This is a genomic window from Actinoplanes sp. NPDC026623, assembly GCF_040638275.1.
Taxonomy (GTDB): Bacteria; Actinomycetota; Actinomycetes; order Mycobacteriales; family Micromonosporaceae; genus Actinoplanes.
This window is the reverse complement of sequence record NZ_JBEZXZ010000117.1, coordinates 1-13291: the sequence shown is the minus strand read 5'-3', so window position 1 is coordinate 13291 and position 13291 is coordinate 1. Positions and strand designations below refer to the sequence as shown.

17 protein-coding genes are annotated in these 13291 nt (G+C 72.8%); 9 read left to right on the top strand and 8 right to left on the bottom strand.

The window, feature by feature from the left end; genetic code table 11:
- Window positions 1-280 precede the first annotated feature (280 nt).
- Entirely contained in the window at window positions 281-739 is a 459-nt protein-coding gene (locus AB0F10_RS28600) for a hypothetical protein (RefSeq protein WP_360631620.1), read from the top strand.
- On the opposite strand, the gene AB0F10_RS28595 is transcribed toward AB0F10_RS28600, so the two are convergent.
- The 4 genes from AB0F10_RS28595 to cofC are packed head-to-tail and all read right to left on the bottom strand — an operon-like array spanning window position 696 to window position 4821.
- Window positions 696-1577 (bottom strand): NUDIX hydrolase, encoded by an 882-nt coding sequence (locus AB0F10_RS28595; protein WP_360631617.1) that lies wholly within the window; start codon window positions 1575-1577, stop codon window positions 696-698. The genes AB0F10_RS28600 and AB0F10_RS28595 overlap by 44 nt on opposite strands.
- Window positions 1578-1580: 3 nt before the next feature.
- Window positions 1581-3896 (bottom strand): RNA degradosome polyphosphate kinase, encoded by a 2316-nt coding sequence (locus AB0F10_RS28590; protein ID WP_360631614.1) that lies wholly within the window; start codon window positions 3894-3896, stop codon window positions 1581-1583.
- 45 nt (window positions 3897-3941) lie between these two features.
- On the bottom strand, window positions 3942-4139 hold the full coding sequence (locus AB0F10_RS28585) for a cold-shock protein (RefSeq protein WP_360631612.1): 198 nt from the start codon (window positions 4137-4139) through the stop codon (window positions 3942-3944).
- 10 nt (window positions 4140-4149) lie between these two features.
- The gene (gene cofC, locus AB0F10_RS28580; RefSeq protein ID WP_360631609.1) at window positions 4150-4821 is read right to left on the bottom strand and encodes a 2-phospho-L-lactate guanylyltransferase; all 672 of its coding nucleotides are present in this window, start codon (window positions 4819-4821) and stop codon (window positions 4150-4152) included.
- A gap of 130 nt (window positions 4822-4951) precedes the next feature.
- Here cofC and AB0F10_RS28575 point away from each other — a divergent pair, with 130 nt between their 5' ends.
- The 4 genes from AB0F10_RS28575 to AB0F10_RS28560 are packed head-to-tail and all read left to right on the top strand — an operon-like array spanning window position 4952 to window position 8181.
- A complete protein-coding gene (locus tag AB0F10_RS28575; protein WP_360631606.1) occupies window positions 4952-5680 on the top strand; it encodes a lysophospholipid acyltransferase family protein in 729 nt (242 codons plus the stop codon).
- A 40-nt stretch (window positions 5681-5720) separates the two neighbouring features.
- Complete coding sequence (locus AB0F10_RS28570) at window positions 5721-6716, top strand: NAD(P)H-dependent glycerol-3-phosphate dehydrogenase (protein ID WP_360631603.1); 996 nt, start codon at window positions 5721-5723, stop codon at window positions 6714-6716.
- Window positions 6713-7816: a cystathionine gamma-lyase gene (locus AB0F10_RS28565; protein WP_360631600.1), complete on the top strand. Its 1104-nt coding sequence runs from the start codon at window positions 6713-6715 to the stop codon at window positions 7814-7816. The genes AB0F10_RS28570 and AB0F10_RS28565 overlap by 4 nt, the downstream gene beginning before the upstream one ends.
- Before the next feature lie 5 nt (window positions 7817-7821).
- Entirely contained in the window at window positions 7822-8181 is a 360-nt protein-coding gene (locus AB0F10_RS28560; protein WP_360631597.1) for a hypothetical protein, read from the top strand.
- Between the two features lie 13 nt (window positions 8182-8194).
- Here AB0F10_RS28560 and AB0F10_RS28555 read toward each other — a convergent pair whose 3' ends face one another.
- The gene (locus AB0F10_RS28555) at window positions 8195-8704 is read right to left on the bottom strand and encodes a tyrosine protein phosphatase (RefSeq protein ID WP_360631594.1); all 510 of its coding nucleotides are present in this window, start codon (window positions 8702-8704) and stop codon (window positions 8195-8197) included.
- A 144-nt stretch (window positions 8705-8848) separates the two neighbouring features.
- Here AB0F10_RS28555 and AB0F10_RS28550 point away from each other — a divergent pair, with 144 nt between their 5' ends.
- Entirely contained in the window at window positions 8849-9952 is a 1104-nt protein-coding gene (locus AB0F10_RS28550; protein ID WP_360631591.1) for a D-alanine--D-alanine ligase family protein, read from the top strand.
- 4 nt (window positions 9953-9956) lie between these two features.
- Here AB0F10_RS28550 and AB0F10_RS28545 read toward each other — a convergent pair whose 3' ends face one another.
- Together AB0F10_RS28545 and AB0F10_RS28540 are read right to left on the bottom strand one after the other, a co-directional pair.
- Window positions 9957-10598 (bottom strand): DUF3515 family protein, encoded by a 642-nt coding sequence (locus AB0F10_RS28545; RefSeq protein WP_360631588.1) that lies wholly within the window; start codon window positions 10596-10598, stop codon window positions 9957-9959.
- A 1-nt stretch (window position 10599) separates the two neighbouring features.
- The gene (locus AB0F10_RS28540) at window positions 10600-10833 is read right to left on the bottom strand and encodes an Lrp/AsnC ligand binding domain-containing protein (RefSeq protein ID WP_360216720.1); all 234 of its coding nucleotides are present in this window, start codon (window positions 10831-10833) and stop codon (window positions 10600-10602) included.
- Window positions 10834-10951: 118 nt separating this feature from the next.
- On the opposite strand from AB0F10_RS28540, the gene AB0F10_RS28535 reads away from it, so the two are divergent.
- Entirely contained in the window at window positions 10952-11899 is a 948-nt protein-coding gene (locus AB0F10_RS28535) for a thiamine-phosphate kinase (protein WP_360631585.1), read from the top strand.
- Window positions 11900-11913: 14 nt separating this feature from the next.
- Entirely contained in the window at window positions 11914-12369 is a 456-nt protein-coding gene (locus tag AB0F10_RS28530) for a GNAT family N-acetyltransferase (RefSeq protein ID WP_360631582.1), read from the top strand.
- Window positions 12370-12429: 60 nt separating this feature from the next.
- Here AB0F10_RS28530 and rpmB read toward each other — a convergent pair whose 3' ends face one another.
- Window positions 12430-12621: a 50S ribosomal protein L28 gene (gene rpmB / locus AB0F10_RS28525; RefSeq protein ID WP_023561910.1), complete on the bottom strand. Its 192-nt coding sequence runs from the start codon at window positions 12619-12621 to the stop codon at window positions 12430-12432.
- A 168-nt stretch (window positions 12622-12789) separates the two neighbouring features.
- Between rpmB and AB0F10_RS28520 the strand changes: the two genes are divergently transcribed.
- Window positions 12790-13291: DAK2 domain-containing protein (locus AB0F10_RS28520; protein WP_360631579.1), on the top strand; the 502-nt coding region annotated here is incomplete at its 3' end.

Genomic DNA, 13291 nt, shown 5'->3' with positions numbered 1-13291 from the left:
AAGAAGACCGCCACCAAGTCGGCTGCTGCCAAGTCGACTGCCACCAAGGCGGCGCCGGCCAAGAAGGCGACCGCCCGCAAGACCACGGCGGCCACCAGCGCCACCCCGGCCAGCCGGGCCACGACCGCTCGCACGTCCGCGGCACGCAAGACCCGTTGATCAGAACGGGCCGCGAGGCCCGCTCAGTTCGGCGGTGAGACACGAGGGGCGTCCACCCGTACGGTGGACGCCCCTAGTGTGTTCCGGCGCCACAGCGGCCGCTGAGCCTACGGTCCGCATCATGGACCGTAGCTCCGCCGAACCCCGCGGCCTCGTCGGCAGGTCGCTTATCGCCGCTGCCGTCTTCGTCTGTGCCGTCGTGCCCGGGTGGAAACTGGGCGGCCTGGCCGAGCGCTGGACCGGGCAGGGCCTGGTGGACTGGGCCGTCACCTGGGCCTGGTCGGGACTTGTCGTCTTCGTGCTCGGGCCGTACGGCTCCTACCGGCGCCGCGACGCGGCGCTCGGCGCGGTCCCGCTGTACGGCTGGTACCTCGCCGGTGTGCTGTCCTGGCGGGTGGCGCTGCTGCCGCTGCGGGACTGGGAGCCACGCGACGACGAGTTCTGGCGGGCCCGCTGGCTCACCGGAGACCTGGTCGGATACTGGCGGGCGGACCAGTTGCCGCCGGCCGGGCGCCGCACGGCGAACCCGGTGCGGCCTAGATCCGGCTCGACGCCAGGAGGCGGTCGCCGGACCAGGTGAGTATCCAGCCCGCACCCTTGCGCGTCCGGTAGGGCGCGGTGTCCTCGGCGCCGTCCAACAGTGCCAGCAACCCCGGAATCACCTTGCCCTGGCTGCTCACCGCCGTCCGCTCACCGTCGCGGAGCTCGGCCAGCCGGGCCGCCGCCGCCCTCGCGTTGGCCGGCACCTCGTCCATGTCGGCCGGCTCCGCGAACGCCGAATCCGTCTCGATGGGCAGCCCCAGCCGGGTCGCGAGTGGCTCGAGGGTCTGCCGGCATCGCAGCGGGGTGCCGGCGACGAGCCGCCGCGGGCCGATCAGGGCGACCACCCGGCCCAGCGTCTCCGCCTCGGCCCGGCCCCGGGAGTCGAGCGGCCGCAGGTCGTCGTCGCCCTCGAACTCGCCGCGCCGGCCCGCGTGCCCGTGCCGCACCAGCGCCGTCACCGCGGTCACCGGCGGCAGCCCGGCGACCCGCCGCACGAGGCGCCGGTCGTCCGGATAGCTCAGCCTCGCGACGGCGTCGGCAGGCGACAGGAAGAGCACCTCGTCCACCTCGGTCGGGTCCGCCGGGTCCTCCGCCGGGCCGTCGGCGCAGCGCATCAGCCAGAAGTCGACGGTCTTGGGCACGCCGTCCGGCATCGTGTACGCCACCTCGGGCAGCCGAAGCTGGGGCTCGCCGCGCAGGCCGGTCTCCTCGAGCACCTCGCGCGCCGCGGCGGCGAGCGGATGCTCCCCGCCGTCGAGTTTGCCCTTCGGCAGGCTCCAGTCGCGAAGGTACGGCCGGTGCACGACGCAGACCTCGATCGAGTCTCCGGCGGGCCGCCACAGGACGCCGCCGGCGGCCCGTACGGGCTTGGGCACCGATCAGACCGCCTTGCCGATGATCCGGCGCAGCAGCGCCTCCTGCAGGTGGACGTGCGGGTCCGACGGTGTCGACGCGCGACGGTGCCAGGTGCCGTCGGCCGACAGGTCCCAGCCCTCGCTCTCGTCGCGCATGGACAGCTCCATCACGCGGCGCAGGTCGTTCTGCGCGGAGGGCAGGCTGACCCGCACCAGCGCCTCGACCCGGCGGTCCAGGTTGCGGTGCATGAGGTCGGCCGAGCCGATCCAGTATTCCGCGTCGTCGCCCGCGCCGAAGCGGAACACCCGCGAGTGCTCCAGGAACCGGCCGACGATCGAGCGGACCCGGATGTTGTCCGACAGACCCGGGACGCCGGGGCGCAGCGCGCACATGCCGCGAATGATCAGGTCGATCTTCACGCCGTCCTGCGAGGCGCGGTAGAGCGCGTCGCAGGTCTCCTCGTCGACAAGTGAGTTCACCTTGAACTGCACCAGCGCCTCGCCGCCCTCGCGGGCGATCCGGGCCTGCTCCTCGATCCGCTCGATCAGGCCGGCCCGCACGCCGTGCGGGGCCACCAGCAGGCGCCGGAAGGCGGTCTGCCGGCTGTAGCCGGTCAGCACGTTGAACAGATCGGTGACGTCCGCGCCGACCTCGGGATCGGCGGTGAGCATGCCGAAGTCCTCGTAGAGCCGCGCGGTCTTCGGGTGGTAGTTGCCCGTACCGATGTGGCAGTAGCGGCGGATCTGGTTGCCCTCCTGGCGCACCACCAGGGAGGTCTTGCAGTGCGTCTTGAGGCCGACCAGGCCGTAGACGACGTGGCAGCCGGCCCGCTCGAGCGTGCGGGCCCAGGCGATGTTCGCGACCTCGTCGAAGCGCGCCTTCACCTCGACCAGCACCACCACCTGCTTGCCGGCGGCCGCGGCGTCGACGAGCGCGTCGACTATCGGGGAGTCGCCGCTGGTGCGGTAGAGGGTCTGCTTGATGGCCAGCACGTTCGGATCCGCGGCGGCCTGCTCGATGAAGCGCTGCACGCTTGTGGAGAACGAGTGGTAGGGGTGGTGCACCAGGATGTCGCACTCGCGCAGCCGGTTGAAGACGCTGCGCGGCACCTCGCCGTCGGCGAGCTGCGGGTGGGTGGCCGGCACGAACGGCCGGTCCTTGAGGTCGTCGCGGTCGCACTCGCCGAAGACCTGCCACAGCGCCGAAAGGTCCAGCAGCCCCGGCACCCGCAGCACGTCCTGGCTGTCCATCTCGAGCTCGCGGGAGAGCAGGTCGAGGACGTGGTCGCTGATGGAGGCGGCCACCTCGAGGCGCACCGGCGGGCCGAAGCGGCGCTGGGCGAGCTCGCGCTCGAGGGCCTGCAACAGGTCCTCGTCGCGGTCCTCGTCGACCTCGAGCTCGGCGTTGCGGGTCACCCGGAACAGGTGCCACTCCAGGATCTGCATCCCGGAGAAGAGCTGGTCCAGGTGTGCGGCGATGAGCTCCTCGACGGGCAGGAAGCGCACGCCGCGGCTGTCGTTCTGCACCGTCACGAAGCGGTGCACGTTGTCCGGCACCTTTATCCGGGCGAACAACTCGGTGCCGTTGCCGACCGGATCGCGCAGCGCGACGGCGAGGTTCAGCGAGCGGCTCGAGATGTAGGGGAACGGGTGCGCCGGGTCGACGGCGAGCGGGGTCAGCACCGGGAAGACCTGCTCGCGGAAGAACGTGCGCAGCCGCTCGCGCTCGGGCGCGTCCAGCTCGCCCCAGCTGACCAGCTCGATGCCCTCGGCGGACAGCTTCGGCCGGACCTCGTCGCCGAAGCAGGCGGCGTGCCGGGTGACCAGATCCGCGGCCCGCTCGGTGATCATCGCGAGCTGGTGGCGCAGGGACGAGCGGTCGCCACCGCGCATCGGCAGGCCGGCCTTCAGCCGGCGCTTGAGGCCCGCGACGCGGACCATGTAGAACTCGTCGAGGTTGCTGGCGAAGATGGCCAGGAATTTGGCGCGCTCCAGCAGCGCGGTCTCCGGATCCTCGGCGAGGGCGAGCACCCGGGCGTTGAAGTCGAGCCAGGACAGCTCCCGGTTGAGGAACCGGTCGTCCGGCAGCTCGGGCAGGTCGGGCAGGTCGGCGACGTCGATGTCGTCCGTGCTCTCGGTGGGGGGTGCGGCGGGGCTGCTCATGACGGGCTCCGTCGGCTCGATGGCGGTCGGCTCGATGGCGGTCGTCCCGGCGGTGCTGCGGTCGGTGCCGGTATCGGTCTCTGCGGCCTGCTCGCCGCGGGGGAGGAATCGCCCGTTCGGGCCGCGGCGGCGCGCCGCGGGGGGCACGGTCGTGTCGGGTGTCCGGGGCGGGGTCATTGCCCCATCATCGCCCGTCCACGGAGAACAGGAAACGAACAGGGCTCATCTGATTCCGGGAAGTTCGACCTTGTTCACGACCCCGTCCGGGCCGGCCTCGATGGAGACACGCTGCCCGAGGCGGAGCAGGCGCAGCCCGGAGGCCCTGAACGCCTCCGCCGGGAAGGCCAGCTCAGTGCCGTCGTCGAGCAACAGCGTGCCGGTGTGTGCCTGGGTATCGAACGTCGCGACCGTGCCCTGCATGGCGGCAACGCTACCGGTGCGGGCCCGCCGGCACACCGCAAGCACCGCACTCGGCGATGAGTCCGAGATCACGCAGCAGCGCGCGGGTGTGCTCGCCGGCGCCGAGCGCCAGCACCGTGCGCAGGTCGCCCGCGGTGTCCACATCCTGGCGCAGCCCCGGCCACGACCCGGTCAGCGCCCGGGCGTGCGACGCGGCATGCGCCGCCGCCGAGCCGGACCCGAACCGCGGCTCGAGCGGGCTGCCGGCGGCCGCGGTGAGCAGGACCGTGCCGGTGCCGGCCGCGTCGGCGACGAAGCTGCGGCCCGGTCCGGCCGCGGCCAGCGCCTCGTCGAGCTCGCCGGGCCGCAGCGCGGGCAGGTCGCCGGTGAGCACCGCGCGCCGCCGGGACAGCCCGGCTACCTGGTCGGCGCCGAACCGCAGGGCGGCGTTCAGCCCCGCCCCGGGAGCGTCGGGCACCGCCCGCGCGCCGAGGGCGGCCACCGCGGCGGTGGCGGCGGGATCGTCCGTGACGACCAGCAGCTCGGCCACCCGCGGGCAGGAGGTGACGGCGGCCACCGTGTCGCGGACCATCGCCAGCGCGAGGTCCTCGTGCCGGGCGTCGAGCACGGCGCCGCGCAGCCGGCTCTTGGCCGCGCTGAGGCGCTTGACGGGAATGACCGCCGTCCAGTCCGCTCCTGACACGGCGTCAATCCTGCCACCAGGCTCAGGACCGGCCCCCGCCCTGGCTACGGCGACCGCGAGCAGGCATGATTTCGTCGCAGGGTGGGTGCGGCGGCGCGGGACACGCCGCGGGGGCAGCAGGGGAGGAACCATGGCGCGGCGCAGGCTTGGATTCTGGCGGCGACTCGCTGTGCTGCTCCTGTTACCCGCGATGACGGTCTGGACGAAGCGCAGCTGGCGCGGCATGGAGAACCTGCCGGCCGCCGGCGGGTTCATCATCACGCCGAACCACATGTCGCAGTTCGACCCGCTGCTGGTGGCCCACTACATCTACGCGTCCGGGCGCTGGCCCCGCTTCCTCGCCAAGGCGAGCATCTGGAAGGTGCCGTTCGTCGGCTTCATGCTCCGTAAGACCCTGCAAATCCCGGTCGAACGCGGCAGTGTGGAAGCGGTGAAGTCCCTCGACACACTCATCGAGGCCCTGCACCAGGGCGGCGTGGTGGTGATCTACCCGGAGGGCACCACGACCCGCGAGCCCGACCTGTGGCCGATGCGGGGCAAGACCGGCGCGGCCCGGCTGGCGCTGGTCACCGGTGCGCCGGTGCTGCCGATGGCGACCTGGGGCGCGCAGCAGGTGCACGACGTGCGGACGAAGAAGATCTCGCTGGGCCGCCGGGTCCAGGTCAGCGTCGCCGTCGGCAAGCCCGTCGACCTCAGCCGCTGGCAGGGCCAGGCGCCGAGCCGGGCCGCGCTGGAGCAGATGACCGAGGCGATCCAGCTGGCCACCCGGGACCTGCTCGCCGAGCTGCGCGACGAGAGTCCGCCCCCGATCTACCAGGTCGCCGCCCGCACCCAGGGCACGACGGAACCCACGGCATGACCGAGCGCCGGCACGACCTGATGCGAAGGGAAGTTTCTGCATGACGCGCGCTGCGGTGCTCGGTGCCGGTGCCTGGGGTACGGCGTTCGCCAAGATCCTGGCCGAGGCGGGTTCGGACGTGACCCTGTGGGCCCGCCGCGAGTCGGTGGCCGCCGCCATCCGCGCGGACGGTGTCAACGAGACCGCGCTGCCGGGCGTCAAGCTGCCCGACCGGGTCAGCGCCACCAGCGACCTCGCCGCCGCGCTCGACGGCGCCGAACTGGTCTTTCTCGCCGTGCCCTCGCAGACGCTGCGCGGCAACCTCGCCGACTGGGCCGTGCACCTGCCCGCCGGATCGACCCTGATCTCGCTGATGAAGGGCATCGAGCTCGGCACCACCAAGCGGATGAGCCAGGTCATCGTCGAGACGGCCGGGGTCGACCCGGACCGGGTGGTGGTGATCTCCGGGCCGAACCTGGCACCCGAGGTCGCCGCCGAGCAGCCCGCGGCGACCGTGGTGGCCAGCACCTGCGCCGACCGCGCCCAGCAGGTGCAGCAGGCCATCGCGTTGCCCTACGTGCGGCCCTACACCAGTGACGACGTCATCGGCTGCGAGCTGGGCGGCGCGGTCAAGAACGTCATCGCGCTCGCGTACGGGATGGCCACCGCGATGGGCATGGGCGACAACACCAAGGCCTCGCTGATCACCCGCGGGCTGGCCGAGACCGCCCGGCTCGGGGTGGCGCTCGGCGCCGACCCCATGACCTTCGCCGGGCTGGCCGGCCTCGGCGACCTGGTCGCCACCTGCTCGTCGCCGCTGTCGCGCAACCGCACCTTCGGCGAGCATCTCGGCCGGGGCGAGTCCCTGGAGCAGGCGCAGCGCGCCGCCCGGCAGACCGCCGAGGGCGTCAAGAGCTGCCTGGCGATCCGCGACCTGGCCCGGGCGCACGGCGTCGAGATGCCGATCACCGAGCAGGTGGAGCGGGTCTGCCACGAGGGCGTGGACCCGCGGGTCGCGGTCAAGCTGCTGATGGGACGGGAGATGAAGCCGGAGTGAGCTTCGATGGTGACGGCACCCGGGTCGTGCACGCCGGCCTGCCGGATCCGGTGCCGGGCACGCCGTTCCTGCCCGGACCGGTGTTCGCGGCGCCCTACCACCTCGACCCGGTGGACGGGCAGAAGGTCAACGGCTACGGGCGGCCCGACAACCCCACCCGGCGCGCGCTCGAGGCGGCCATCGGCGAGCTCGAGGGCGGCCCCGTGCTGGCCTTCGCGAGCGGGCAGGCGGCCATCACCGCGCTGCTGCTCTCCACCGTGCACAGCGGTGACACCGTGGCCCTGCCGTCGGACGGTTACTTCGCCGTGCGCGCGTTCGCCGAGGGCACGCTGAGCGACCTGGGCGTCAAGACGTTGCTCGTGCCGACCGTCGGCCCCTACCCTTCCTTCGAGGGCGTGCGGCTGGTGCTGCTGGAGACGCCGGCCAACCCGGGCCTGGACGTCTGCGACATCCGTGCGGTGTCCGCGGCCGCGCACGCCGCCGGGGCGCTGGTCGCCGTCGACAACACCACGCCGACGCCGCTCGGGCAGCGCCCGCTCGACCTCGGCGCCGACGTGGTCGTCGCGTCGGGGACCAAGGCGCTGACCGGGCACTCCGATGTGCTGCTCGGCTACGTTGCGACCAACGACGAGGAACTGCTCGCCAAGGTCACCACCTGGCGCTCGCAGACCGGCGGCGTCCCGGGCGCGTTCGACTCCTGGCTGGCCCACCGCTCGCTGGCCACGCTGGACCTGCGGCTGGCCCGGCAGAGCGCCAACGCGGCGGTGCTGGCCGAGCTGCTGGCCGGGCGACCCGACGTGCGGCACGTGCGTTTCCCGGGGCTCCCGTCCGACCCGTCGTACCAGGTGGCCGCGGCGCAGATGCGCCGCATCCCCGGCATCATCGGCTTCGACCTGGGCAGCGCCGAGCGGGTGGCCCGCTTCCTGACTGCCTCCGAGCTGGTCTTCGCCGCGACCTCGTTCGGCGGCCTGCACACCACCGCCGACCGCCGCGCGCAGTGGGGCGACGACACGACGCCGGGCTTCGTGCGGCTCTCCTGCGGCATCGAGGACGCGGCGGATCTCGTCGCCGACCTGACGGCCGCGCTGGACGCGGCCTGACCGCCATGACCTGGAGCAGCTTCAGCGGCGACGAGGTGGCGGCGCTGGCGCAGGGCGAGAGCTTCCTCACCGCGCCCGGCGAGCGCGACTGCCCCTCCTGCGGCCGTCGCGGCGTGCGGGCCTACGTGAACGCCGCGCCGAACGCCCGCCGCCCCACGCTGGTCAGCTACGTCTGGTGCACCGCCTGCCGCAGGTTCGTCGGCACCCGGGCCCGGCATCCCGCGGGCCTGATCTTCTCCGACCCGCTCGCCGTGCTCTCCGCCGGCGAGCGCCGCGAGCTCGAGCGCAGCCTGGTCGGCTTTCTCTCGCACCTCGACGGGCTCTGGGAGTCCGGCGCCCTGCCGCAGACCTTCACCGCCGCCTGACCAGTCCGGGCGGTCACCCGCCGTGATGCAGCGCGAACGCGTAGAGCCAGTCCCGCTGGGTCTCGGTGTCCGGCACCGGCAGGCCGCGTGCCTGCGCGACCATCTCCAGCGCCCGCTCCGGCCCGACGCCCAGCATCACCAGGGTCGCGCAGGCCAGCAGCGTCGAGCGGCCGATGCCGGCGAAACACTGGGTCACCACGAACCGCCCGGCGCGCACGTGCGCGGCCAGCCGTACGCCCAGGGCGACCACGTCGGTGTCGGTCATGTCGCCGGCCCGCGGTATGCCCCGGTCGGCGATCGGGAACGACAGGAACTCGATCCCGGCGGCGGACGCGGCCTCGGCCACCTCGGTGAGCCCGAGCCGCCGGTCCTCCTCCCAGGTCAGCGCCGAGACGAAGACGTCGACCCCGGCCGCGGCCAGCCCGGTCATCTCGTCGGCCAGCCAGTCCCCGCCGCGCGGGTGCGCCATCGTCGCCAACCGCCCGGGACCCTGCCAGGCGATCACGTGCAGTGCTGGTCTCATCGACTCCCCGTCCCCCGTTTGCAGTGCCAGCGCCCGCGTCGTCGCAATATTGTCTACGCAGAGTAGGGTCACCCCCGGCATGCCTGCCGCCCCGTAAACGCGCGCAGGCAGCCTAGCGATGTCCGGCAACGAGAGGCCTTTTCCGTGACGACCCCTCGCAAAACCCGTGTGGCGATCGTGTTCGGCGGGCGCAGCACCGAGCACGCCATCTCCTGCGTGAGCGCAGGCAGCATCCTCGGCGCCCTCGACCCGGACCAGTACGAGGCCGTGCCGGTCGGCATCACCCGCACCGGCGCCTGGGTGCTGGCCGATGGCGACCCGGAGACGTTCGCCATCACCGACCGCAAGCTGCCGGAGATCACCGCCGAGTCCGGCCGGGCCGTCGTGCTGCCCGCCGACCCCACCTCCGAGGGCCTGCTGGTCCTCGACCCGACCGACGGGGTCGCGGTGCTCGCGGGCGTCGACGTGGTCTTCCCGGCCCTGCACGGCGCCTACGGCGAGGACGGCACCATCCAGGGCATGCTCGAGATGGCCGGCATCCCGTACGTGGGCGCCAACGTGTTCGCCTCGGCGGCGGGCATGGACAAGGAATTCACCAAGAAGCTCGCCGTCGCGGAGGGCATCCCGGTCGGCCCGTACGCGGTGCTCCGGGCCGGCTGCTCGCTCGCGGACGCCGACAAGGAGCGACTCGGCCTGCCGGTCTTCGTCAAGCCGTCGCGGGCCGGCTCGTCGCACGGCATCAGCAAAGTCACCGATTGGGCGGATCTGGACGCGGCTGTCGCGAAAGCCCGGCAGATCGATCCGAAGGTGCTGGTCGAGGCCGCCGTCATCGGCCGCGAGATCGAGTGCGGCGTGCTCGAGGGCGAGGCCGGCGGCGCGCCCGAGGCGTCGCTGCTGGCCGAGATCATGGTGAACACCGAGGGCGACGACTTCTACGACTTCGACGCGAAGTACCTGGGCGACGGGACGCCGTACCAGATCCCCGCGGGCCTCGAGCCCGAGGTGGCCCGCCGGGTCCAGGAGTACGCGGCCCGCACCTTCACCGCGCTGGACTGCACCGGCCTGGCCCGCGTCGACTTCTTCGTGACCGCGGCGAACGAGATCTACCTCAACGAGATCAACACGATGCCGGGATTCACGCCGACCTCGATGTTCCCGCTGATGTGGGCGGCCACCGGCCTGGAATACCCCAAGGTGGTCGACCGGCTGATCCGCACCGCGCTGCGCCGCGGCACCGGCCTGCACTAGGCGCCTAGGCGCAGCCGGTGGGCCGGCCCTCGGTGATCGACTTGTCGGTCCGCACGACCAGGTCCGAGAACTCGTTGGCCCACTGCGCGGCCTGCGGGTACTGCTTCGGGACGGTGACCCGCACCGGGACCTCGCGGTCCATGGTCGTGAACGTGGTCGCGGCGGCCTGCTCGTCGGCGTACCAGCAGACCCTGTTCATGGTCATGAGCTCGGTGTCCAGGGGCACGCAGCCGGAGCCGGTCTCGGTCAGGCTGGTGCACATCGCGGGCCGGGCGACCCCGCAGGCCACGGTGAGCGCGGGCGCGCCGTAGGCGGCGTTCTGCTCCGGGCCGGCGCTGACCCTGCGGGCGGCCAGGTCGCGGACCTTGACCGGCAGTTGCGAGGTCACCGCGAGGCAGACCTGCGCGGTCCGGGCCGGGAGCTTCGGCGCGGCCATCCGAACCGGTTCCGCCGGTAGGACCGCGGGCTGCGTCGCGGACGGCGCGGGTGCCGCGCTGTCCGCCTCGGGGACGATCTTCGAGAAGACCAGGAGGCCGGCCAGGACGGCCACCGGCACCGCGATCAGGGTCGCCCACAAGGCGGCGCGGCGGGTCGTGGAGTCCACGGCGGCCGGCTGGGGTTCGGGGCGGGTCTCCACATCGAGCATGTCAGAGATTTACCACGGAGCAGGTGACGGTCCGGGTGATGCCCGGTACGTACTGGATCTTGCTCACAATCATCTTGCCGAGTTCGTCGACCGAGTGCGCCTCCGCCAATACCACGACGTCGTAGGGCCCGGTCACCGCGTCGACGCGTACCACTCCATTGATTTTGTCGATCGCGGCGGCCACGTCACGGGCCTTTCCGACCTCCGTCTGGATGAGGATGTATGCCTGGACCACGATCAGACTCCTATCCGCCAACGCTGGCGACTCGAACGTGAAACTACAGTACGGAGCCGGTCGGACGCGCAATGCCGCGCACACTGGGCCGGCCGAGGTCGAGAGGAACGGTGGGACGTTGAGCATCGCGGACGCGGGTGAGTTCGGGCTCATCGCCCGGATCGTCGCGCGGCTCGAAACGGGCACGGCGAGCCTGCTCGGCCCCGGCGACGACGCCGCGGTCGTGGCGGCGCCGGATCGCCGGATCGTGGCGAGCACCGACATCCTGGTCGAGGGCCGGCACTTCCGGCGCGACTGGTCCAGCGCCACCGACGTGGGCCACCGGGCGGCCGCCGCCAACCTCGCCGACATCGCGGCGATGGGCGCGACACCCACCGCGCTGCTGGTCGCGCTCTGCATGCCGGCCGATCTGGACGCACAGTGGGCCGAGGAGCTGGCCGGCGGGCTGTCCGCGGAGGCGGGCCTGGTCGGCGCGGGCGTGGTCGGCGGCGACATGTCGTCCAGCCCGACGCTGACCATCGCCGTCACCGCGCTCGGCGACCTGGGGGGCCGGGAGCCGGTGGTGCGCAGCGGCGCTCAGCCGGGCGACATCGTCGCGCTGGCCGGCCGCACCGGCCACGCCGCGGCCGGGTTCACCATCCTCTCCCGGGGCTTCCGTACGCCGAAGCTGCTGGTCGAGGCGCACCGCCGTCCCGAGGTGCCCTACGCGGCCGGCACCGCGGCCGCCCGGGCCGGCGCCAGCTCGATGATCGACATCTCCGACGGGCTGCTGCAGGACCTGGGCCACATCGCCGCCGCCAGCGTGGTCGGCATCAACATCGACCGCAACGCGTTCGAGATCCCCGATCAGATGCGCGACGCGGCGTCGGCGCTGGGCGTCGATCCGTACGTGTGGCTGCTCGCCGGCGGGGACGACCACGCACTCGCCGCGACGTTCCCGCCCGGCGTGACCCTGCCCACGGGCTGGCGGCCGATCGGCGGCGTGCACGAGGGCACCGGGGTGACCGTGGACCGCCGGCCGTGGCAGGGCGACACGGGGTGGGATCACTTCCGCCGATCGGGCTGATTAGGTTGGTCGGCGTGGAGATCAAGATTCGCGAGGCCCGGTTCGACGAGCGCGCCGTGCAGCTGTTGATAGCCGAGGCGATGGCCGAACTCGGCCGAAGGTACGGCGGCAGCGGCGACGACACCCCGGTGGCGGCCTCGGACTTCGAGCCCCCGCGGGGAGCCTTCCTGGTGGCCTACGCGGGCGACGAGTTGCTGGGTTGCGCCGGCTGGCGCGCACACGGGCCGGACGCCGAGCTCAAGCGGATGTTCACGGTCCCGGCGGCGCGCGGCCGCGGCGTGGCCCGCCGGGTGCTGGCGGCGCTCGAGGAATCGGCGCGGGAGCGAGGCTGCAAGCGGGTGATCCTGGAAACGGGCGACAAACAGCCCGAGGCGATCGCCCTGTACCTGAACTGCGGTTACGAGCGCATCGAGGACTTCGGCTACTACAAGGGCGAGGAGGGCGTGCTGTCCTACGCCCGGGTGCTCTGACCGGTAAACGCAACCAGCCCGCCGGGTCCGGGGACCTGGCGGGCTGTCATGTTGCGGAGGTCAGGCGCGGACGACCTTGCCGGCCTTGATGCACGAGGTGCAGACCTTGAGCTTCTTGGTGTTGCCACCACCGGCAGGGGTGCGCACCGACTGGATGTTCGGGTTCCAGCGGCGGTTGGTCCGCCGGTGCGAGTGGGACACGTTGTGGCCGAAGCCCGGTCCCTTGCCACAGACGTCGCACACGCTAGCCACGGGGTACTCCTGGGATTGATACGAACTTGAGGGTGCCCCGGACAGTCTGCGTCCGGGCAACCTGGCCAGGTTACCCGATGGCCGGCCGGGACAGCCAATCGCCCCTTCTCCTGCCTGCCGAGAACCCTGCATCCAGCAATTGTCGGTCCCGGTTAGTACGCTTTTCGCGTGCTGGACTCCCTGGACGCCGCCGCGATACGCCGCTGGTGCGGCGGTGGGCTGGCCGCGCTCCGCGCACACCAGCACGAGATCGACCTGCTGAACGTCTACCCGGTGCCCGACGGCGACACCGGCACCAACCTGGTGCTCACTCTCGCCTCGGCCCAGCAGGCCCTCGACGAGGCCCCCGGGCTGTCCGGCGAGGTCGCCGAGGCGGCGGGCCAGACGCCGCTGGGCCGCACGATGCGCCGGATGGCGCGCGGTGCGCTGCTCGGCGCGCGGGGCAACTCGGGGGTCATCGTGTCGCAGATTCTGCGCGGCATGGCCGACTCCTTCGCGACGTCGCTCGCGGTGCGCGGCGGCGAGCTGGCCCGGGCGCTGCGCACGGCCAGCGAGGCGGCATATGCGGCGGTGGCCAAGCCGGTCGAGGGCACGGTGCTGTCGGTGGTGGCGGCCGCGGCGGACGGCGCCGGCCGGAGCGCCACCGCGACCAGGTCGTCGGAGGCGATCC